The sequence below is a fragment of the Mesorhizobium sp. P2_D6 genome, assembly GCF_056404315.1.
This window is the reverse complement of the sequence record NZ_JBFUEG010000017.1, coordinates 1-17,997: the sequence shown is the minus strand read 5'-3', so window position 1 is coordinate 17,997 and position 17,997 is coordinate 1. Positions and strand designations below refer to the sequence as shown.

Sequence of the window (17,997 nt, the reverse complement as noted above, 5' to 3'; positions counted from 1 at the left end):
CATCGCGCGGCGCTGGGGTGGGCGACAAACCACAGGCGCGCGCAAGCCTATTTTTCCCGCTCGCTGCGCAGCTTCGCCCAATAGTCCAGCCGTTTCCGGATGTCGCGCTCGAAGCCGCGCTCAGGCGGATCGTAAAAGGTCTGCCGGCCCATCTTTTCCGGAAAATAGTCCTGGCCGGAAAAGGCATCAGGCTGGTCATGGTCGTAGCGGTAGCCGGCGCCGTAGTCCTCCTCTTTCATCAGCTTGGTCGGCGCGTTGAGGATGTGCTTGGGCGGCAGCAGCGAACCGAACTCCTTCGCCGCCCGCGTGGCCGCCTTGAAGGCGGTGTAGACGGCGTTGGATTTGGGCGCGGTGGCGAGATAGACGGTCGCCTCGGCAAAGGCGAGCTCGCCTTCGGGCGAGCCCAGATAGTCATAGGCGTCCTTGGCTGCGTTGGCCACGACCAGCGCCTGCGGGTCGGCCAGCCCGATATCCTCCATCGCCATGCGCACCAGCCGGCGGCCGAGATAGAGCGGATCCTCGCCGGCATCGAACATGCGGGCAAGATAATAGAGGGCCGCGTCGGGATCGGACCCGCGCACCGATTTGTGCAGCGCCGAGATCAGATTGTAATGGCCGTCCTGGCCCTTGTCGTAGATCGGCGCGCGGCGCTGGACGATGCGCTGCAGCCCTTCGGGGTCGAAAACTTCGCCAGGTTTGGCGGCGCGCCAGACTTCTTCGGCCAAGGTCAGCGAGGCACGACCGTCGCCATCGCTCATGCGGATGAGCATCGCCAACGCCTCATCGTCGAGCGGCAGCGCCCTGCCCTCGGTCTCCTCCGCTCGCGTCATCAGTTTGGCGATGCTCTCCTCGCCCAGCGAATGGAACACCAGCACCCGCGCCCGCGATAGAAGCGCCGCATTGAGCTCGAAGGAGGGATTCTCGGTGGTGGCGCCAACCAGCACGACCGTGCCGTCCTCCATGACCGGCAGGAAAGAATCCTGCTGGGCGCGGTTGAAGCGATGGATCTCGTCGACGAACAGCAGCGTCTGGCGGCCATTGGCGCGGCGCAGCTTTGCCGCCTCGAACACTTTCTTCAGGTCGGCGACGCCAGAAAACACCGCCGAGATCTGCTCGAAGGCAAGACTGGTCTCGCCGGCCAGCAGCCGCGCAACGGTTGTTTTGCCTGTTCCCGGCGGCCCCCAAAAAATCATCGAGCCGAGTGAGCCGGAATTGATCAGCCGCGTCAGCGCGCCATCGGGCCCGGTCAAATGCTCCTGGCCAACGACCTCGCCAAGGTTTTTCGGGCGCAGCCGATCGGCGAGCGGCCGGCCGGGTGGCGCTCTTTCCGGTTCATCGACGCTGAACAGATCGGCCATGCAAGTCTTTTTGTTGGACGACCCTCAAGATGGGAAGAGCGCCTCAGTAACGCAACACCTGGCGCAGTATCTGCCCGCCGCGCTCGACGGTAAAGCGCCACCAGCGCGTATCCTGCTGGGCAAGCTGCGCCAGGGTAGCCGCCGTATCGACAGTCGTGCCGTTCACTTCGCGCACGATATCGCCGGGTTGGAAGCCGAAATCGGCAGCCGGCGAATCGCGGTTGATGTCGACCACGGTGACGCCCTTGAGGTCGGTGCGCAGGCCAAGCCGCTGTGCAAGCCTGGGCGACAGTTCGGCGACCTTGGCGCCCGAGAACGGGCTGCGGCCATGCAGCGTGACTTCCGAAGCCTTGGCGCCCTCCGGCGCACGCTCCAGCGCAATGTCCATCGTCGCCTGCTGGCCTTTGCTCAGGACAGCAAAGCTGGCCTTGGTGCCGATCGACAGCGTTGCCATGCGGTAATCCAGCGCCTCGATGCCTTCAACGGTCGTGCCGTTAAGTTGCAGCACGACATCGCCGGGCTTCAGCCCTGCCTTGGCTGCCGGTCCAGCCTCCTCGACAGACGAGACCAGCGCCCCGGTCGGCTTCTCCATGCCGAGCGATTCGGCGATCTGCGGTGTGACCGCCTCGAACTCGGCGCCGATATAGGGCCGCTCGAAGAAATCGAGCCCGGCCTTGGCCGCATCGGCGAAGGCGCGCACCATGTTGGCCGGGATGGCAAAGCCGATGCCGATCGAGCCGCCGCTGCGGCTGTAGATGGCGGTGTTGATGCCGACCAGCTGGCCGCCCATGTTGATCAGCGCGCCGCCGGAATTGCCGGGATTGATGGCAGCGTCGGTCTGGATGAAATAGCCAGAATCCGAAACACCGATATGGCTGCGGGCAAGTGCCGAAACGATGCCGCTGGTGGTGGTCTGGCCGACGCCGAACGGATTGCCGATCGCCAGCACCAGATCGCCGACCTCGAGCGCGTCGGAATCGCCGATGGCGATCACCGGAAACGGCTTGTCGGAGGTGATCTTGAGCACGGCAAGGTCGAGCGTCTCGTCCTTGAGCATGACCTTCGAGGTGAATTCGCGCCCGTCGGCGGTCGCGACCTTGACCTCGTCGGCGTCCTTGATGACGTGGAAATTGGTGACGACCACGCCACTCGGGTCGACCAGCACGCCCGAGCCGAGCGAAGATTGCGCGCGCGGCTGCGCGCGACCGAAGAATTCCTCAAAGAAAGGATCGCCGTCGAAGGGCGACGTGACCTTGGCCGTCTGTGAGGCATAAACATTGACCACCGCCGGCGCCGTCTGCTTGACCAGTGGCGCAAACGAAAGCTGCACCTCTTCGCGGCCGAACGGCACGCGCTTGTCAGGACCGGAGGTGCCGTTCTCGCCCTCGACGCCATGCAACAGATCGGTCAGCACATCGGAGAGGCCCGGATCCGCTGGCTTGGCGGCGTCCTCGGCCAGGGCCTGCCTCACGGCCGGTGCCGCGGCAAAGGCGGCCAGCGCGCAAAGGGCAACAAGAAACAGCCGTTTGAAGTGCATTCCGAATCCTCCAGATCGGGCGTCATTGTCCCGACGATTGTGCAGAATGAAAGGCTAATGCACTGAAATACGGCGATTGTCGTGCAAAAGCCCTCAGCCGGCAGGCAAAAAACGCCGGTCTAAGCATGGCATCGAGACGAAACAAAAAGGGGCCCGCGGGGCCCCTTTTGAACGCTTTGTGAAATACCGAGCCTTATGCGGCCGCGGCTTCCTCATTGACACCTTCGGCCTCGAGGCGAGCGCGGTCGCCGGCGCCCTTGGCGTCGGGGTCGCGGTCGACGAACTCGATGACCGCCATGGCGGCATTGTCGCCGTGGCGGAAGCCCGCCTTCATGATGCGCAGATAGCCGCCATTGCGGTCGGCGTAGCGCGGCGCAATCGTATCGAACAGACGCTTGACGACGCCTTCATTGCCGATCTGGGCAATGACCTGGCGGCGCGCATGCAGGTCGCCGCGCTTGCCAAGCGTCACCAGCTTCTCGACGATCGGACGCAGGTCCTTCGCCTTCGGCAGTGTGGTGACGATCTGCTCATGTTCGAGCAGCGACACGGCGAGGTTGGCGAACATCGACTTGCGATGGCTAATGCTTCGGGCGAAGCGGCGGCCTTTAAAACCGTGGCGCATGGCTCTTTTCCTTCTTCAGTTGTTCAAGAGGCCATGGCCTCTGATGGTTTTCCGCATGACCGTCGGATCGGGTGGCCCACGCCGCCGATCCTTGGAATTCATGCTCAATATTGATCTTCGTAACGCTTGGCGAGGTCTTCGATGTTTTCCGGCGGCCAGTCCGGCACTTCCATGCCGAGGTGCAGGCCCATCGCCGCGAGAACTTCCTTGATCTCGTTCAGCGACTTGCGGCCGAAGTTCGGGGTGCGCAGCATCTCGGCTTCTGTCTTCTGGATGAGATCGCCGATGTAGACGATGTTGTCGTTTTTCAGGCAGTTGGCCGAACGCACCGAAAGCTCGAGTTCGTCGACCTTCTTGAGCAGCGCCGGGTTGAAGGCGAGCTCGGTGACGGCTTCGGTCGCGACTTCCTTCTGCGGCTCGTCGAAGTTGACGAACAGGCCAAGCTGGTCCTGCAGGATGCGGGCAGCGAATGCCACCGCGTCCTCGCCCGAGATCGAACCGTCGGTCTCGATGGTCATGGTCAGCTTGTCATAGTCGAGAACCTGGCCTTCGCGGGTGTTTTCGACCTTGTAGGAGACCTTCTTGACCGGCGAATACAGGCTGTCGACCGGGATAAGGCCGATCGGCGCGTCTTCGGCGCGGTTGCGGTCGGCCGGCACGTAACCCTTGCCGGTGTCGACGGTGAATTCCATGCGGATTTCAGCGCCCTCGTCCAGCGTGCAGATGACGTGGTCGGGGTTGAGGATCTCGACATCGCCAACCGTCTGGATGTCGCCAGCCAGAACCGCACCCGGGCCCTGCTTGCGAACGACCATGCGCTTGGGACCATCGCCCTCCATGCGGATGGCGATTTCCTTGATGTTGAGCACGATGTCGGTCACGTCTTCACGCACGCCGGCAATCGACGAGAATTCGTGCAGAACGCCGTCGATCTGCACGGCGGTCACAGCCGCACCGCGCAGCGAAGACAGAAGCACGCGGCGCAGCGCGTTGCCGAGCGTCAGGCCAAAGCCACGCTCGAGCGGCTCGGCGACCAGCGTGGTCAGCGTCTTCTTCTTCGACGAGAACTCGATCTTGTTCGGCTTGATCAGTTCCTGCCAATTTTTCTGGATCATGATGCTTTCCTTCCGTTGACCCGCCACCATCCAATCGTGGCGGGCGACCTGGAGTGCCGTGGAGGAGCGCCTTGGGGCGCTCGCGCGGCGTTCGGTAATGTCTTAGACGCGGCGCTTCTTGCGCGGACGGCAGCCATTGTGCGGGATTGGCGTCACATCACGGATCGAGGTGATGGTGAAGCCGGCCGCCTGCAGGGCGCGAAGCGCCGATTCACGACCGGAGCCGGGTCCGCAGACCTCGACTTCGAGCATGCGCATGCCGTGTTCCTGGGCCTTCTTGGCGACGTCTTCGGCAGCCATCTGGGCAGCGAACGGGGTCGACTTGCGCGAACCCTTGAAGCCCTGGGCACCGGCCGACGACCAGGCAATCGAATTGCCCTGCGCGTCGGTGATGGTGATCATCGTGTTGTTGAAGGTCGAATTGACGTGGGCAACGCCCGACGAGATGTTCTTGCGTTCGCGACGGCGAACACGAGCGGCTTCCTTGGCCATGATAGTCCTTTCAGTTGATCTCTACACCGCCGTAATGCCAGCGGCTCCACCTAGGAGAAAGGCAGTAGGGGAATATGGCAGTAGGGCAGTAGGTCTGCCGGTCCTATTGCCTTACTGCCCTACTCCCTTACTGCCCTAAATTACTTCTTCTTGCCGGCGATCGACTTGGCCGGGCCCTTGCGGGTGCGTGCATTGGTGTGCGTGCGCTGGCCGCGAACCGGCAGCGAGCGGCGGTGACGCAGGCCGCGGTAGCAGCCGAGGTCCATCAGACGCTTGATGTTCATCGACACTTCGCGGCGCAGGTCGCCTTCGACCTGATAGTCGCGGTCGATGGTCTCGCGGATCTGCAGCACTTCCGCGTCGGTCAGTTGGTTGACGCGGCGTTCGGCCGGGATGCCGACCTTGTCGACGATCTCCTGGGCGAACTTCTTGCCAATGCCGTGAATGTACTGAAGCGCAATGACGACGCGCTTGTTGGTCGGAATGTTGACGCCGGCTATACGAGCCATATTCTTCTCTTCTCCATGTGGGCTGGACGAACCAGCGCTATCCAAAATTCCCCGCGTCCGGTGGAGGCCGGCCCTTGCGGGAGTTTCCCAGTTTCAATGCGGCTGCCTTGCCCTTGCGGACAAGCAAGCCTCATGCCTGATAGGAAGACGGGCCGCCATAACCCAGCGAACCGTTCCAGTCAAGTGCAATCTTTACTTTGCCGTAACGGTCTCCCGCGTCACCGCGGCGAGCAGAGCTTCGATCTCTCCCGTCACAGTGTCGATGCCGGCCATGCCGTCGACGCTCTTCAGCGTGCGCTTGGCGTAGTAATAGCCGATCAGCGGGGCGGTCTTCTTGTAATATTCCCGCAGGCGCTCTTCGAACACCACCGGATTGTCGTCCTTGCGCACCGGCTGGCCGGCGGCGTTGGCGTCTTCGGCCCGCTTGACGATGCGGCCGACCAGCGCCTTGTCGTCGACGACGAACTCAATCACCGCGTCCAGTGCGATGCCACGCTCGGCAAGCATCGATTCAACCGCATCGGCCTGTACCAGCGTGCGCGGGTAGCCGTCGAGGATGAAACCGTTGGCGCAATCGCGCTGATCGATGCGCTCGGCCACGATGGCGTTGACGATGGCGTCGGAAACCAGCTCGCCGGCATCCATCACCGCCTTGGCGCGCTTGCCGACTTCGGTGCCGGCCTGCACGGCAGCCCGCAGCATGTCACCCGTCGACAGCTGCGGTATGCCGTATTTCTCCACCAGTCTTTGTGCTTGCGTCCCCTTGCCCGCCCCTGGCGGCCCAAGCAATATCAATCTCATCTGGCCTTCTTCCCCCCGCGCAACTTCGACTTCTTGATCAGGCCCTCATACTGGTGCGCGATCAGGTGACCCTGAATCTGCGCCACCGTATCGAGGGTTACACTGACCACGATCAGAAGCGATGTGCCACCGAGGTAGAAAGGTACGCCAGTCGCCGAAATCAGGAATTCGGGCAGCAGGCACACCAGCACCAGATAGATGGCGCCGACGACGGTGATGCGCGTTAGGACATAGTCGATGTAATCGGCGGTGCGCTCACCCGGACGGTAGCCCGGGATGAAGCCGGAATGCTTCTTGAGCTGGTCGGCGGTGTCCTTCGGATTGAACACGATGGCCGTGTAGAAGAATGCGAAGAACACGATCATCCCCGCATAGAACAGCATGTAGAGCGGCTGCCCATGGCCGAGCGAGGCGAGCACGGTGCTTGCCCAGGCCGGCAGGTTCGTCGTCTGCGAGAAGCCGGCGACCGTTGCCGGCAACAGCAGCAGCGACGACGCGAAGATCGGCGGAATGACGCCCGACGTGTTGAGCTTCAGCGGCAGATGCGAGGTGTCGCCCTGGAACATGCGGTTGCCGACCTGGCGCTTCGGATACTGGATCAGCAGGCGGCGCTGTGCGCGCTCGAAGAACACTATGAGCGCGATCACGATGATGGCCAGCACGATGATCGCCAGGATCAACCCGGTCGACAAGGCGCCGGTGCGGCCGAGTTCCAGCGTGCCGGAGATGGCGCGTGGCAGGCCGGCGACGATGCCCGAGAAGATGATCAGCGAAATGCCGTTGCCGATGCCACGTGCGGTGATCTGCTCGCCCAGCCACATCAGGAACATGGTGCCGCCAACCAGCGTGACGACGGTCGAGATGCGGAAGAACATGCCGGGATCGTTGACGATGCCGTTGCCGCCTTCCAGGCCAACCGAAATGCCATAGGCCTGCACCAGCGCCAAAAGCACCGTGCCGTAGCGCGTGTACTGGTTGATGACCTTGCGGCCCTGCTCGCCTTCCTTCTTCAGCGCTTCCAGCGACGGAATGACCGAGGTCATCAGCTGCATGATGATGGAGGCCGAGATGTAAGGCATGATGCCAAGCGCGAAGATCGCCATGCGCTGCACGGCGCCGCCGGCAAACATGTTGAACATGCCGAGAACACCCTTGGCCTGCGAGGAGAAGGCCTGGGCGAACGCGTCCGGGTTGATGCCGGGCAGCGGGATATAGGTACCGAGACGATAGACGAGCAGCGCGCCGACGGTGAACCAGATTCGCTTCTTCAGGTCCTCCGCCTTGGCGAAGGCCGCAAAATTCAGATTCGAGGCTAGTTGTTCAGCAGCCGAAGCCATGCCTGATTCTCCGCTTGGTCACGCTCGATGCCCGCAGCTCAGGCGGCGCGTTTCACCGAAGCTCACGAGATAAGCTCCGGGCTCTCAACATGCAAGCGGCCGCGTTGACGCGGCCGCTCAATTGATCGGATCAAAGCGCAATCGTGAGCAAAAACGGAGGCCGTCCCTGCCAAGCGCGCTTCAAATTGCCGTTACTCGGCAGCAGCCTGCTCCGGCAGCTTGACCGAACCACCGGCCTTTTCGATCTTCTCGATCGCAGCCTTTGAGGCGCCGGCGACGTCGAAGGCAAGCTTTGCCTTGAGCTCGCCATCCGAAAGGATGCGCACGCCGTCCTTGACACGGCGGATGACGCCGGCGGCAACGAGTGCCTCGGCCGTCACGGTCGCCTTGGCGTCGAGCTTCTTGGCATCGAGCGCGGTCTGGATACGGGCCAGCGACACGACGACAAAGCTCTTGGCGAAGATGTTGTTGAAGCCACGCTTCGGCAGGCGCCGGTAGAGCGGCATCTGGCCACCCTCGAAGCCGTTGATGGCGACGCCGGAACGCGCCTTCTGGCCTTTGACGCCGCGACCGCCGGTCTTGCCTGAGCCCGAGCCGATGCCACGGCCGAGACGCTTCTTGGAGTGCGTCGCGCCGTCCTTGTCACGCAGATCGTTGAGTTTCATCTGGGTTCTCCTGCGCTTTTGCTCAGCCCTCGTCCACGACGCGGACGAGATGCTGGACGGCAGCGATCATGCCGCGCACCGACGGAGTGTCCTCCAGCGTGCGCTGCTTGTGCATCTTGTTGAGGCCGAGGCCGACCAGCGTTGCGCGCTGTTCCTTCGGGCGGCGGATCGGCGAACCGATCTGCTCAACGGTGATGGTCTTGGTTGCTTTCTTGGCCATGGTCAAAATCCCTGGTCAGATCGACTATTCTTCAGCCGCAACGGCGGTGCCGCGGCGGGCCTGAAGGGTCGAATACTTGATGCCGCGCGCAGCAGCCACATCCTTGGGATGCATCTGGCTCTTCAGTGCGTCGAAGGTGGCGCGAACCATGTTGTAGGGGTTCGACGAACCCATCGACTTGGCGACCACGTCATGCATGCCGAGCGTCTCGAAGACAGCGCGCATCGGGCCGCCGGCGATGATGCCGGTACCCTGCTTGGCGGCGCGCAGCAGCACGCGTCCCGCACCCCAGCGTCCCTCGACGTCGTGGTGCAGCGTGCGGCCCGAGCGCAGCGGCACGAAGATCATGTCGCGCTTTGCCGATTCGGTTGCCTTGCGGATCGCTTCCGGCACTTCGCGCGCCTTGCCGTGACCAAAGCCGACGCGGCCCTTCTGGTCGCCGACGACGACGAGTGCTGCAAAACCGAAGCGACGGCCGCCCTTGACGACCTTGGCGACGCGGTTGATGTGGACGAGCTTGTCCACCATGCCGTCATCGCGCTCTTCACGATCGCGGCCGCGGCCGCCATCCCTACGTTCCTGTGCCATATCCTGTTCCTTGTTTTTTTCCGGAAGCACGGTTGCTGATAAGATCCGGTGCCTCTGTGGGTCACCGGGGGCGAAAATTGTTTAGAAGCTCAGGCCACCTTCACGAGCAGCCTCGGCCAGCGCCTTGACGCGGCCGTGATAGATGTAGGCGCCGCGGTCGAAGACGACTTCCTTGACGCCAGCCTTGGCGGCGCGCTCGGCGATCAGCTTGCCGATCGCGGCCGCAGCCGCGGTGTCGGCGCCGGTCTTGAGCGAACCCTTGAGGTCCTTCTCGAGCGTCGAAGCAGCGACAATGGTATGGCCCTTGGCGTCGTCGATAACCTGCACGTAGATGTTCTTCGACGTGCGGTGGACCGACAGACGCGGACGCTCGCCGGCGACCTTCTTGATCTGGCGGCGAACGCGCTGCGCACGGCGCTGCGTGGATTCCTTGGTACCCATGATGGTCTTCCTTGCCTTCAAAAAACGGGGGCCGCCTTGTGCGGTAGGCGAAAGCGCCTCCCGCGACCGCTCCCCGCGGCGTTAAACTTACTTCTTCTTGCCTTCCTTGCGGACGATCTTCTCGCCGGCATAGCGGACACCCTTGCCCTTGTAGGGCTCGGGACCGCGATACTCGCGGATCTCGGCGGCAACCTGGCCGACCTGCTGCTTGTCGATGCCGGTCACGGTGATTTCCGTCGGCTTCGGCACAGTGATCGTGATGCCGGCCGGCGTCTCGTAGACGACGTCATGGCTGAAGCCAAGAGCCAGCTGCAGGTTCTTGCCCTGAAGGGCGGCGCGATAGCCGACGCCGGTGATCTCGAGCTTCTTCTCGAAACCGTCCTTGACGCCCTGCAGGATGTTGACGATCTGCGTACGCGACATGCCCCACTTGGAGCGGGCGGTCTTGGTCTGGTCGCGCGGCTGGACAGCGATCTCGCTGCCTTCCATCTTGACCAGCACTTCGTCGTTCACCACGAACTTCAGCTCGCCCTTGGGCCCCTTCGCCGTCACGGTCTGGCCGTTGACGGTCGCGGTCACGCCCTGCGGCAGCGAAACGGGTTTCTTTCCAATACGAGACATTTTGTTGTCCTCGTCACTTCTCTTGTTTCAGGTCTCTGTCTTCGGAACGATCCGAAGACCGGATTCCACTTTGCGGTCAGCTGCCAGATCAGAAGATCTGGCAGAGGATCTCGCCGCCGACATTCTGTTCGCGTGCTTCGTGATCGGCCATCACGCCCTTCGGCGTCGAAAGGATGGCGATGCCGAGGCCGTTGGCGACGTGCGGGATCGACTTGGCCGAAACGTAAACGCGGCGGCCAGGCTTCGAGACGCGGGCGATTTCACGCACGACCGGAGCACCGTCGAAATACTTCAGCTCGATTTCGATCTCGGACTTGCCGTTGTCGAAGTCGGTCTGGCTGTAGTCGCGGATATAGCCTTCAGCCTTCAGCACGTCGAGGACGCGGGTACGCAGGCGCGAAGCCGGCGTCGAGACGCTCGACTTCTTGCGGCCGTACGCGTTGCGGATGCGGGTCAGCATATCGCCGAGAGGATCGCTCAATGACATGTTATGTCCTCCTTACCAGCTCGACTTGACCAAGCCCGGGATCTGGCCGTTATTGCCAAGATCACGAAGCGCGATGCGCGATACTTTGAGCTTGCGATAATAGGCGCGCGGACGGCCGGTAACTTCGCAGCGGTTGCGGATGCGGATTTTGGCCGAGTTGCGCGGCAGGGCAGCAAGCTTCAGCTGAGCGCGGAAGCGCTCCTCCATCGGCTTGGACTGGTCCATGATGATCGCCTTCAGAGCAGCGCGCTTGGGACCGTACTGGTCGGCAAGCTTGCGGCGCCTGTTGTTCTTCTCGACTGAGCTGGTCTTTGCCATTTCAGATTTTTCCTTTTCTCGCTGCCGTTACTGGCGGAAGGGGAAGTTGAAGGCCTTGAGCAATGCCCTGGCTTCGTCGTCCGTCTTCGCAGTCGTACAAACGATGACGTCCATGCCCCAGATCTGATCAACCTTGTCGTAGTTGATCTCCGGGAACACGATGTGTTCCTTGATGCCCATGGCGTAGTTGCCACGGCCATCGAAGCTCTTCGGATTCAGTCCGCGAAAGTCGCGAACGCGCGGCAGTGCGATGTTCACGAGGCGGTCGAGGAACTCGTACATGCGTTCCTTGCGCAGCGTGACCTTGGCGCCGATCGGCATCTTCTCGCGGACCTTGAAGCCGGCGATCGAGTTGCGGGCGCGGGTGACGACGGCCTTCTGGCCGGCGATCATCGCCAGGTCTTCGGCCGCGATCGAAGGCTTCTTCGAATCCGCGGTCGCTTCGCCGACGCCCATGTTCAGCACGATCTTGTCGATGCGCGGAACCTGCATCTCGTTGTCGTAACCGAACTGCTCCTGCAACGCCTTGCGGATGGTCTCGTTGTAGACCTGCTTGAGGCGCGGCGTGTTCTGGGCCTTGGACTGTTTGCTTTCAGCCTTGGGCTTCGTGGTTTGAGCCTTAGCCATTGATGACTTCTCCCGAGCGCTTGGCGACGCGCACCTTCTTGCCGTCCTTCTGGAAGATGAAGCCGACGCGGGTCGGCTTGCCATCCTTGGGGTCGGCCAGCGCGATGTTCGACAGCTGGATCGGCGCTTCCTTGGTGATGATCCCGCCCTCTTGGGACTGGGACTGCTTCTGGTGACGGCGGATCATGTTGACGCCGCGCACCAGCGCGGTGTCTTCCTTCGGCTGAACCGAGAGGACTTCGCCCGAACGGCCCTTGTCCTTGCCGGCCAGCACGACGACCTTGTCGCCTTTTCTAATCTTTTGCATTGGTCCGGCTCCTTACAGCACTTCAGGCGCGAGCGAGATGATCTTCATGTGGTTCTTGGCGCGGAGTTCGCGCGGAACCGGTCCGAAGATACGCGTGCCGATTGGCTCTTTCTTGTTGTCGACGAGAACGGCCGCGTTCTTGTCGAAACGGATCACGCTGCCGTCCGGGCGGCGGATGTCCTTGGCCGTGCGAACCACGACCGCCTTCATCACATCGCCCTTCTTAACGCGGCCGCGCGGAATGGCTTCCTTGATGGACACCACGATGATGTCGCCCACGGAAGCGTATTTCCGCTTCGAGCCGCCCAGCACCTTGATGCACATGACACGACGCGCGCCGGAATTATCCGCGACGTCGAGGTTTGTTTGCATCTGAATCATGACTGGCCGCCTTCTTTTTTTCTAACGGGACGGGCTCAAAGCCCCTCCCCGGTCTGTCCAAAATTCGTTGTTTACGCCTGATCCGAAGATACGACGATCCAGCGCTTGTCCTTGGAAATCGGCTTCGATTCCTGGATGAACACCTGATCGCCGACCTTGTGGGCGTTGTTCTCGTCGTGCGCCTTGTACTTCTTGGTCATGCGCACGGTCTTCTTCATCACGGGATGCGTGAAGCGCCGTTCGACCTTGACGACAACCGTCTTCTCGTTCTTGTCGCTGACGACGGTGCCCTGCAGAATGCGCTTTGGCATGGTTTTCGTCCTTAAGCCTTCTTGGCCGCGGACTTTTCCGCAGCGATGGTCTTGATACGCGCAATGTCCTTGCGGACCTGCCTCACGCGCGCGGTCTTCTCGAGCTGGCCGGTGGCCTTCTGGAAGCGCAGGTTGAACTGCTCCTTCTTCAGGCTGGCCAGATCGTCGGTCAGCTGGTCCTGGGTCTTGGTCCGGATGTCTTCGGCTTTCATGATCAGCCCGTCCTTATTCTGCGATGCGCTGTACGAAGCGCGTCCTGACCGAGAGCTTGGCCGCGCCGAGACGCAGCGCCTCACGGGCGGTTTCTTCGTTGACGCCGTCGATCTCGAACATGATGCGGCCCGGCTTGACGCGCGCCGCCCAGTAATCGACAGCGCCCTTGCCCTTGCCCATGCGCACTTCGGTCGGCTTCGACGTCACCGGCACGTCTGGGAAAATACGGATCCACACGCGGCCGGCACGCTTCATCTCACGAGTGATCGCGCGGCGGGCCGCCTCGATCTCACGCGCGGTGACGCGGTTCGGCTCAAGCGCCTTCAGCCCGAAACCACCGAAATCCAGGTTGGTGCCGCCCTTTGCGGTACCATGGATACGGCCCTTGAACTGCTTGCGGAACTTTGTGCGCTTTGGCTGCAGCATCGTTCTAACTCCAAATTCCTAAATAATCAGGCGTTTTCGCGACGACGACCGCGTTCGCGATCACCACCACCGCCATGCGCAGCATCACCCTCGGTCGCGCGACGCTCCGAAGCCATCGGATCATGCTCGAGGATTTCGCCCTTGAACACCCACACCTTGACGCCGCAGATGCCGTAAGCCGTGTTCGCTTCGGCCGTGCCGTAATCGACATCGGCACGCAGTGTATGCAGCGGCACGCGGCCTTCGCGGTACCATTCCATGCGCGCGATCTCGGCGCCGCCGAGACGACCGGCGCAGTTGATGCGGATGCCTTCGGCACCAAGCCGCATCGCCGACTGAACGGCGCGCTTCATGGCGCGGCGGAACGCGATACGGCGCTCGAGCTGCTGGGCGATCGACTGGGCGACCAGCGTCGCGTCGATTTCCGGCTTGCGCACTTCAACGATGTTGAGGTGCGTCTCGGACTTCGTCATCTCCATCAGCTTCTTGCGAAGCTTCTCGATGTCGGCGCCCTTCTTGCCGATGATCAGACCCGGACGCGCCGCATGGATGGTGACGCGGCACTTCTTGTGCGGACGCTCGATCACGACCTTGGAGATCGCAGCCTGCTTGAGTTCCTTCTCAAGATACTTGCGGATCTTGATGTCCTCATGCAGCAGCTTGCCGTACTCGCCGGTGTTCGCGAACCAGCGCGAATCCCAGGTGCGGTTGATGCCGAGGCGCAGACCGATCGGATTGACTTTCTGGCCCATTATGCGGCCTCCCCTTTTTCTTCGACTTCACGAACGACGATCGTGAGGTGCGAGAACGGCTTCTCGATACGGCTGGCGCGACCGCGACCACGAGCGTGGAAACGCTTCATGACGATCGACTTGCCGACATAGGCTTCCGCCACGATCAGCGCATCGACATCGAGGTCGTGGTTGTTTTCCGCGTTGGCGATCGCCGATTCCAGCGTCTTCTTGACCGTGCCGGAAATCCGCTTGGCCGAGAATTCGAGGTCGGAAAGCGCTGTCGCGACCTTCTTGCCGCGGATCAGCGCGGCAACCAGGTTCAGCTTCTGCGGGCTGATACGGATCGTGCGCAGAACGGCGCGCGCTTCGTTGTCAGCAAGCCTGCGCGGAGCTTTGGCCTTGCCCATGATTATTTCCTCTTCGCCTTCTTATCCGCGCCGTGACCGTAATAGGTCCGGGTCGGAGCGAATTCACCGAACTTGTGACCGACCATGTCCTCGTTCACCGAGACGGGAACATGCTTCTGGCCGTTGTAGACACCGAAGGTGAAGCCGACGAACTGCGGCAGGATGGTGGAGCGACGGCTCCACATCTTGATCACCTCATTGCGACCACCTTCACGAACCTTGTCCACCTTCTTGAGAAGGTAGCCGTCGATGAAGGGGCCTTTCCAAATAGAACGAGTCACTTGGCGTTACCTCTTCTTAGCTCTTGCGCTGATGGCGCGAGCGCAGGATGAACTTGTCGGTCGCCTTGTTGGACCGCGTCTTCTTGCCCTTGGTCGGCTTGCCCCACGGGCTGACCGGATGACGGCCACCGGAGGTGCGGCCTTCACCACCGCCATGCGGATGGTCGACCGGGTTCATGGTCACGCCGCGATTGTGCGGGCGCTTGCCGCGCCAGACCGTGCGGCCGGCCTTGCCGTCGTTAATGTTGCCGTGGTCGGGGTTCGACACGGCGCCGACGGTGGCCATGCAGGAGCCGTGAACGACACGCTGCTCGCCTGAGTTGAGGCGCAGGATCGCCATGCCCTGGTCGCGACCGACCAGCTGGCCGTAGCCGCCGGCCGAACGAGCAACCTGGGCGCCCTTGCCTGGCTTCAGCTCGATGTTGTGGACGATCGTGCCGACCGGCATCGAGGCCAGCGGCATCGCATTGCCCGGCTTCACGTCGACGGATTCACCGGCCACGATCTTGTCGCCGGCGGCAAGGCGCTGCGGGGCGATGATGTAGGACAGCTCGCCATCGTCGTACTTGATCAGCGCGATAAAGGCGGTGCGGTTCGGATCGTATTCAATGCGCTCGACCGTGCCGACGACGTCGAACTTGCGGCGCTTGAAGTCGATGATGCGGTACGAACGCTTGTGACCGCCGCCGATGAAGCGGGCCGTGATGCGGCCGTGATTGTTGCGGCCGCCCGACTTGGTCAGGCCTTCGGTCAGGCCCTTGACGGGCTTGCCCTTGTAGAGGCCCGAGCGGTCGACGATGACCAGCTGGCGGGTGCTCGGCGTTACCGGGTTGAATTTTTTAAGTGCCATTGTCCTGTCCTCGCGGCCTAGCTCAGAGACCCGTCGCGACGTCGATCGACTGGCCGTCGGCCAGCGTCACTACCGCCTTCTTGACGTCGCTCTGGCGGCCGATCGTGCCGCGGAAGCGCTTGATCTTGCCCTTGCGGACAAGCGTGTTCACGGCCGTAACCTTGACGCCAAACAGCGCTTCGACGGCGGCCTTGATTTCCGGCTTCGACGCCTTCTTGGCGACGTTGAAGACGACCTGGTTGTTCTCGGAAGCCATGGTCGACTTTTCGGTGATCGCCGGCGAGACGATCACGTCGTAATGACGAAGGTCGGTCATTTAAAGCGCTCCTCGAGAGCCTCGACGGCGGCCTTCGAAAGGACCAGCGTGCCGCGGCGAAGAATGTCGTAGACGTTGATGCCCTGGATGGGCAGCACGTCGATGTTCGGGATGTTGGTCGCTGCCAGCTTGAAGTTCTGGTCAAGCTCGGCACCGCCGATCACCAAAGCGTTGGTCAGGCCCAGCGTCGCGAAATTCGCGATCAGCGCCTTCGTCTTGGCCTCGGTCAGCTTCAGCTCGTCGATGATGATGATCGACGCGCTCTTGGCCTTGGCCGAGAGAGCATGGCGCAAGCCCAGGGCGCGAACCTTCTTCGGCAGATCGTGCTCGTGGCTGCGAACGACCGGGCCATGGGCCTTGCCGCCGCCGCGGAACTGCGGAGCGCGTGCCGAATGGTGGCGGGCGCGGCCGGTACCCTTCTGCTTGTACATCTTGGCGCCGGTGCGCGCGATTTCGGCGCGGCCCTTGGCCTTGTGCGTGCCCTGCTGGCGCTTGGCCAGCTGCCAGCGCACGACGCGCTGCAGGATGTCCTCGCGCGGATCAAGGCCGAAAATCTCCTCGGAGAGTTTCACCTTGCCGGCGTCCTTGCCGCCAAGCGTTGTGATCTTGAGATCCATTATTCTGCTCCCTCTGCGGCCGGAGCCTCGTTCTTCGCGCCACTCTCGGCAGCAACGGCGCGGATCGCGGCAGGCTTCGGCGCATTGGCCGGCAGTGCCACCTTGGCCGCATCGCGGACCAGGATCCAGGCGCCCTTCGATCCGGGAACCGCACCGCGGATCAGGATCAGGCCGCGATCGGCGTCGGTCGAAACGATCTCGACATTCTGTGTGGTGACGCGGGTGTCGCCCATGTGGCCAGCCATATGCTTGCCCTTGAACACCTTGCCCGGGTCCTGACGCTGGCCGGTCGAGCCGTGCGTACGGTGCGAAACCGAGTTACCGTGCGTCGCGCGACCACCACCCATGTGGTGGCGCTTGATGACGCCCTGGAAACCCTTGCCGATCGTCGTGCCCGTCACATCGACCTTCTGGCCGGCGACGAAGTGCTCGACGGTGATCTCGGCGCCGACATCGATCATGTTGTCGGCGGAGACGCGGAACTCGGCGACCTTCGCCTTCGGCTCGACGGAAGCGGTCGCGAAATGGCCGCGCATCGCTTTCGACGTGTTCTTCACCTTGGCAAGGCCAACGCCGAGTTGGACGGCCGTATAGCCGTTCTTCTCCTGCGTGCGCTGAGCCACGACCTGGCAGTTCTCCATCTGGAGAACGGTGACGGGAACATGTTCCCCGGCATCATTATAGACGCGGGTCATTCCCACCTTCTTTGCAATCACACCTGAACGCATCGGTTCAATTCCTTTAGAGTTCCGGGCCAGGGGCACCGCCCCTTACCGCGCTCTCATTCCCTTAGAGCTTGATCTCGACGTCGACACCGGCGGCCAGATCAAGCTTCATCAAAGCATCGACCGTCTGCGGGGTCGGATCGACGATGTCGAGCAGACGCTTGTGCGTGCGCATCTCGAACTGCTCGCGGCTCTTCTTGTCGACGTGAGGCGACCGGTTGACCGTGAACTTTTCGATCCGCGTCGGCAGCGGAATGGGGCCGCGGACGTTTGCTCCGGTGCGCTTGGCCGTCGACACGATTTCTTTTGTCGAGGCGTCGAGCACCCGGTGATCAAACGCCTTCAGGCGGATGCGGATATTCTGTCCGTTCATGCGTCACTTCCTTGTTCTGGCGCGGCGCGGGCAACTCCGCGCCCGCGACAGATCGGTTTAAGTCTAATTATTCTTTGATGGTGACGACGATGCCGGCACCGACGGTGCGGCCGCCTTCACGGATGGCGAAGCGCAGCTTCTCTTCCATGGCGATCGGCACGATCAGCTCGACATCGACCGTGATGTTGTCGCCGGGCATCACCATTTCCGTGCCTTCCGGCAGCGACACGATGCCGGTCACGTCGGTCGTGCGGAAATAGAACTGCGGACGGTAGTTGGTGAAGAACGGCGTGTGACGGCCACCTTCGTCCTTGG

Annotated in this window: 30 protein-coding genes; all 30 read right to left on the bottom strand. The window is 62.3% G+C overall.

From position 1 onward, the window contains the following. Positions 1-47: 47 nt before the first annotated feature. Positions 48-1,358 (bottom strand): replication-associated recombination protein A, encoded by a 1,311-nt coding sequence (locus AC1D1L_RS26840; protein ID WP_477344298.1) that lies wholly within the window; start codon positions 1,356-1,358, stop codon positions 48-50. A 43-nt stretch (positions 1,359-1,401) separates the two neighbouring features. Beyond that, entirely contained in the window at positions 1,402-2,895 is a 1,494-nt protein-coding gene (locus AC1D1L_RS26835) for a DegQ family serine endoprotease (RefSeq protein ID WP_477344297.1), read from the bottom strand. A 193-nt stretch (positions 2,896-3,088) separates the two neighbouring features. Continuing rightward, positions 3,089-3,520 carry a 50S ribosomal protein L17 gene (gene rplQ, locus AC1D1L_RS26830; RefSeq protein WP_112562350.1) on the bottom strand — a complete coding sequence of 144 codons (432 nt, stop codon included), beginning with the start codon at positions 3,518-3,520 and terminating at the stop codon, positions 3,089-3,091. A 104-nt stretch (positions 3,521-3,624) separates the two neighbouring features. Further along, positions 3,625-4,635, bottom strand: coding sequence for a DNA-directed RNA polymerase subunit alpha (locus tag AC1D1L_RS26825; RefSeq protein ID WP_023682599.1), 1,011 nt, complete (start codon positions 4,633-4,635; stop codon positions 3,625-3,627). Positions 4,636-4,737: 102 nt separating this feature from the next. Beyond that, the gene (gene rpsK, locus AC1D1L_RS26820) at positions 4,738-5,127 is read right to left on the bottom strand and encodes a 30S ribosomal protein S11 (RefSeq protein ID WP_006205444.1); all 390 of its coding nucleotides are present in this window, start codon (positions 5,125-5,127) and stop codon (positions 4,738-4,740) included. A 140-nt stretch (positions 5,128-5,267) separates the two neighbouring features. Next, positions 5,268-5,636 carry a 30S ribosomal protein S13 gene (gene rpsM / locus AC1D1L_RS26815; protein WP_006205445.1) on the bottom strand — a complete coding sequence of 123 codons (369 nt, stop codon included), beginning with the start codon at positions 5,634-5,636 and terminating at the stop codon, positions 5,268-5,270. A gap of 192 nt (positions 5,637-5,828) precedes the next feature. Then, positions 5,829-6,437: an adenylate kinase gene (locus AC1D1L_RS26810; RefSeq protein ID WP_477344295.1), complete on the bottom strand. Its 609-nt coding sequence runs from the start codon at positions 6,435-6,437 to the stop codon at positions 5,829-5,831. After that, complete coding sequence (gene secY / locus AC1D1L_RS26805) at positions 6,434-7,774, bottom strand: preprotein translocase subunit SecY (RefSeq protein WP_192254278.1); 1,341 nt, start codon at positions 7,772-7,774, stop codon at positions 6,434-6,436. Before secY ends, AC1D1L_RS26810 begins: the two co-directional genes overlap by 4 nt. Positions 7,775-7,965: 191 nt before the next feature. Continuing rightward, complete coding sequence (gene rplO, locus AC1D1L_RS26800; RefSeq protein WP_112395071.1) at positions 7,966-8,439, bottom strand: 50S ribosomal protein L15; 474 nt, start codon at positions 8,437-8,439, stop codon at positions 7,966-7,968. 22 nt (positions 8,440-8,461) lie between these two features. After that, positions 8,462-8,659 (bottom strand): 50S ribosomal protein L30, encoded by a 198-nt coding sequence (gene rpmD / locus AC1D1L_RS26795; RefSeq protein ID WP_006205449.1) that lies wholly within the window; start codon positions 8,657-8,659, stop codon positions 8,462-8,464. A 24-nt stretch (positions 8,660-8,683) separates the two neighbouring features. Continuing rightward, a complete protein-coding gene (rpsE, locus tag AC1D1L_RS26790; RefSeq protein WP_006333394.1) occupies positions 8,684-9,247 on the bottom strand; it encodes a 30S ribosomal protein S5 in 564 nt (187 codons plus the stop codon). Positions 9,248-9,328: 81 nt separating this feature from the next. Next, on the bottom strand, positions 9,329-9,688 hold the full coding sequence (rplR, locus tag AC1D1L_RS26785) for a 50S ribosomal protein L18 (RefSeq protein WP_112562358.1): 360 nt from the start codon (positions 9,686-9,688) through the stop codon (positions 9,329-9,331). Between the two features lie 87 nt (positions 9,689-9,775). After that, positions 9,776-10,309 (bottom strand): 50S ribosomal protein L6, encoded by a 534-nt coding sequence (rplF, locus tag AC1D1L_RS26780; RefSeq protein WP_023682603.1) that lies wholly within the window; start codon positions 10,307-10,309, stop codon positions 9,776-9,778. A gap of 88 nt (positions 10,310-10,397) precedes the next feature. Further along, positions 10,398-10,796: a 30S ribosomal protein S8 gene (gene rpsH / locus AC1D1L_RS26775; RefSeq protein ID WP_006205453.1), complete on the bottom strand. Its 399-nt coding sequence runs from the start codon at positions 10,794-10,796 to the stop codon at positions 10,398-10,400. A gap of 12 nt (positions 10,797-10,808) precedes the next feature. Then, a complete protein-coding gene (rpsN, locus tag AC1D1L_RS26770; protein ID WP_010909282.1) occupies positions 10,809-11,114 on the bottom strand; it encodes a 30S ribosomal protein S14 in 306 nt (101 codons plus the stop codon). 27 nt (positions 11,115-11,141) lie between these two features. Continuing rightward, positions 11,142-11,741 carry a 50S ribosomal protein L5 gene (gene rplE, locus AC1D1L_RS26765; RefSeq protein WP_013531429.1) on the bottom strand — a complete coding sequence of 200 codons (600 nt, stop codon included), beginning with the start codon at positions 11,739-11,741 and terminating at the stop codon, positions 11,142-11,144. Next, positions 11,734-12,048, bottom strand: a complete 315-nt coding sequence (gene rplX / locus AC1D1L_RS26760) for a 50S ribosomal protein L24 (RefSeq protein ID WP_013531428.1) — start codon at positions 12,046-12,048, stop codon at positions 11,734-11,736. Before rplX ends, rplE begins: the two co-directional genes overlap by 8 nt. 12 nt (positions 12,049-12,060) lie before the next feature. After that, positions 12,061-12,429: a 50S ribosomal protein L14 gene (rplN, locus tag AC1D1L_RS26755; protein WP_006205457.1), complete on the bottom strand. Its 369-nt coding sequence runs from the start codon at positions 12,427-12,429 to the stop codon at positions 12,061-12,063. 71 nt (positions 12,430-12,500) lie between these two features. Next, a complete protein-coding gene (rpsQ, locus tag AC1D1L_RS26750) occupies positions 12,501-12,740 on the bottom strand; it encodes a 30S ribosomal protein S17 (RefSeq protein ID WP_010909280.1) in 240 nt (79 codons plus the stop codon). An 11-nt stretch (positions 12,741-12,751) separates the two neighbouring features. Further along, positions 12,752-12,952: a 50S ribosomal protein L29 gene (gene rpmC / locus AC1D1L_RS26745; RefSeq protein WP_006205459.1), complete on the bottom strand. Its 201-nt coding sequence runs from the start codon at positions 12,950-12,952 to the stop codon at positions 12,752-12,754. A 13-nt stretch (positions 12,953-12,965) separates the two neighbouring features. Beyond that, positions 12,966-13,379 (bottom strand): 50S ribosomal protein L16, encoded by a 414-nt coding sequence (gene rplP / locus AC1D1L_RS26740; protein WP_006205460.1) that lies wholly within the window; start codon positions 13,377-13,379, stop codon positions 12,966-12,968. Positions 13,380-13,405: 26 nt separating this feature from the next. Beyond that, positions 13,406-14,131, bottom strand: coding sequence for a 30S ribosomal protein S3 (gene rpsC, locus AC1D1L_RS26735; protein ID WP_013895697.1), 726 nt, complete (start codon positions 14,129-14,131; stop codon positions 13,406-13,408). Then, positions 14,131-14,520: a 50S ribosomal protein L22 gene (gene rplV / locus AC1D1L_RS26730; protein ID WP_006205462.1), complete on the bottom strand. Its 390-nt coding sequence runs from the start codon at positions 14,518-14,520 to the stop codon at positions 14,131-14,133. Before rplV ends, rpsC begins: the two co-directional genes overlap by 1 nt. 2 nt (positions 14,521-14,522) lie before the next feature. Beyond that, on the bottom strand, positions 14,523-14,801 hold the full coding sequence (rpsS, locus tag AC1D1L_RS26725) for a 30S ribosomal protein S19 (RefSeq protein WP_006205463.1): 279 nt from the start codon (positions 14,799-14,801) through the stop codon (positions 14,523-14,525). Between the two features lie 16 nt (positions 14,802-14,817). Further along, a complete protein-coding gene (gene rplB, locus AC1D1L_RS26720; RefSeq protein ID WP_023706515.1) occupies positions 14,818-15,651 on the bottom strand; it encodes a 50S ribosomal protein L2 in 834 nt (277 codons plus the stop codon). A gap of 22 nt (positions 15,652-15,673) precedes the next feature. Then, complete coding sequence (locus AC1D1L_RS26715; RefSeq protein ID WP_027170367.1) at positions 15,674-15,967, bottom strand: 50S ribosomal protein L23; 294 nt, start codon at positions 15,965-15,967, stop codon at positions 15,674-15,676. Beyond that, positions 15,964-16,584, bottom strand: a complete 621-nt coding sequence (rplD, locus tag AC1D1L_RS26710) for a 50S ribosomal protein L4 (RefSeq protein WP_023672750.1) — start codon at positions 16,582-16,584, stop codon at positions 15,964-15,966. The genes AC1D1L_RS26715 and rplD overlap by 4 nt, the downstream gene beginning before the upstream one ends. After that, positions 16,584-17,312 (bottom strand): 50S ribosomal protein L3, encoded by a 729-nt coding sequence (gene rplC, locus AC1D1L_RS26705; protein WP_477344294.1) that lies wholly within the window; start codon positions 17,310-17,312, stop codon positions 16,584-16,586. Before rplC ends, rplD begins: the two co-directional genes overlap by 1 nt. Positions 17,313-17,373: 61 nt before the next feature. Then, positions 17,374-17,682, bottom strand: a complete 309-nt coding sequence (rpsJ, locus tag AC1D1L_RS26700; protein WP_010909272.1) for a 30S ribosomal protein S10 — start codon at positions 17,680-17,682, stop codon at positions 17,374-17,376. Positions 17,683-17,749: 67 nt separating this feature from the next. After that, positions 17,750-17,997 (bottom strand): EF-Tu C-terminal domain-related protein (locus AC1D1L_RS26695; RefSeq protein ID WP_461435615.1); only part of this gene is annotated, 248 nt, incomplete at its 5' end.

Coding starts and splice junctions, on each gene's coding strand:
- rplP (WP_006205460.1), bottom strand. CDS start 13,379: ATGCTGCAGCCAAAGCGCACAAAGTTCCGCAAGCAGTTCAAGGGCCGT.
- rplV (WP_006205462.1), bottom strand. CDS start 14,520: ATGGGCAAGGCCAAAGCTCCGCGCAGGCTTGCTGACAACGAAGCGCGC.
- rplX (WP_013531428.1), bottom strand. CDS start 12,048: ATGCAAAAGATTAGAAAAGGCGACAAGGTCGTCGTGCTGGCCGGCAAG.
- AC1D1L_RS26810 (WP_477344295.1), bottom strand. CDS start 6,437: ATGAGATTGATATTGCTTGGGCCGCCAGGGGCGGGCAAGGGGACGCAA.
- rplB (WP_023706515.1), bottom strand. CDS start 15,651: ATGGCACTTAAAAAATTCAACCCGGTAACGCCGAGCACCCGCCAGCTG.
- AC1D1L_RS26840 (WP_477344298.1), bottom strand. CDS start 1,358: ATGGCCGATCTGTTCAGCGTCGATGAACCGGAAAGAGCGCCACCCGGC.
- AC1D1L_RS26825 (WP_023682599.1), bottom strand. CDS start 4,635: ATGATCCAGAAAAATTGGCAGGAACTGATCAAGCCGAACAAGATCGAG.
- rpsQ (WP_010909280.1), bottom strand. CDS start 12,740: ATGCCAAAGCGCATTCTGCAGGGCACCGTCGTCAGCGACAAGAACGAG.
- rplO (WP_112395071.1), bottom strand. CDS start 8,439: ATGAAACTCAACGATCTGCGTGACAAGGACGGCGCGACGCACTCCAAG.
- rplQ (WP_112562350.1), bottom strand. CDS start 3,520: ATGCGCCACGGTTTTAAAGGCCGCCGCTTCGCCCGAAGCATTAGCCAT.
- rpsC (WP_013895697.1), bottom strand. CDS start 14,131: ATGGGCCAGAAAGTCAATCCGATCGGTCTGCGCCTCGGCATCAACCGC.
- rplF (WP_023682603.1), bottom strand. CDS start 10,309: ATGTCTCGTATTGGAAAGAAACCCGTTTCGCTGCCGCAGGGCGTGACC.
- rpsM (WP_006205445.1), bottom strand. CDS start 5,636: ATGGCTCGTATAGCCGGCGTCAACATTCCGACCAACAAGCGCGTCGTC.
- rpsK (WP_006205444.1), bottom strand. CDS start 5,127: ATGGCCAAGGAAGCCGCTCGTGTTCGCCGTCGCGAACGCAAGAACATC.
- rpsH (WP_006205453.1), bottom strand. CDS start 10,796: ATGTCATTGAGCGATCCTCTCGGCGATATGCTGACCCGCATCCGCAAC.
- AC1D1L_RS26835 (WP_477344297.1), bottom strand. CDS start 2,895: ATGCACTTCAAACGGCTGTTTCTTGTTGCCCTTTGCGCGCTGGCCGCC.
- rpsN (WP_010909282.1), bottom strand. CDS start 11,114: ATGGCAAAGACCAGCTCAGTCGAGAAGAACAACAGGCGCCGCAAGCTT.
- rpsE (WP_006333394.1), bottom strand. CDS start 9,247: ATGGCACAGGAACGTAGGGATGGCGGCCGCGGCCGCGATCGTGAAGAG.
- rplC (WP_477344294.1), bottom strand. CDS start 17,312: ATGCGTTCAGGTGTGATTGCAAAGAAGGTGGGAATGACCCGCGTCTAT.
- rplD (WP_023672750.1), bottom strand. CDS start 16,584: ATGGATCTCAAGATCACAACGCTTGGCGGCAAGGACGCCGGCAAGGTG.
- AC1D1L_RS26715 (WP_027170367.1), bottom strand. CDS start 15,967: ATGACCGACCTTCGTCATTACGACGTGATCGTCTCGCCGGCGATCACC.
- secY (WP_192254278.1), bottom strand. CDS start 7,774: ATGGCTTCGGCTGCTGAACAACTAGCCTCGAATCTGAATTTTGCGGCC.
- rplE (WP_013531429.1), bottom strand. CDS start 11,741: ATGGCTAAGGCTCAAACCACGAAGCCCAAGGCTGAAAGCAAACAGTCC.
- rpsJ (WP_010909272.1), bottom strand. CDS start 17,682: ATGAACGGACAGAATATCCGCATCCGCCTGAAGGCGTTTGATCACCGG.
- rplN (WP_006205457.1), bottom strand. CDS start 12,429: ATGATTCAGATGCAAACAAACCTCGACGTCGCGGATAATTCCGGCGCG.
- rpmC (WP_006205459.1), bottom strand. CDS start 12,952: ATGAAAGCCGAAGACATCCGGACCAAGACCCAGGACCAGCTGACCGAC.
- rplR (WP_112562358.1), bottom strand. CDS start 9,688: ATGGGTACCAAGGAATCCACGCAGCGCCGTGCGCAGCGCGTTCGCCGC.
- rpmD (WP_006205449.1), bottom strand. CDS start 8,659: ATGGCCAAGAAAGCAACCAAGACCATCACCGTTGAGCAGATCGGTTCG.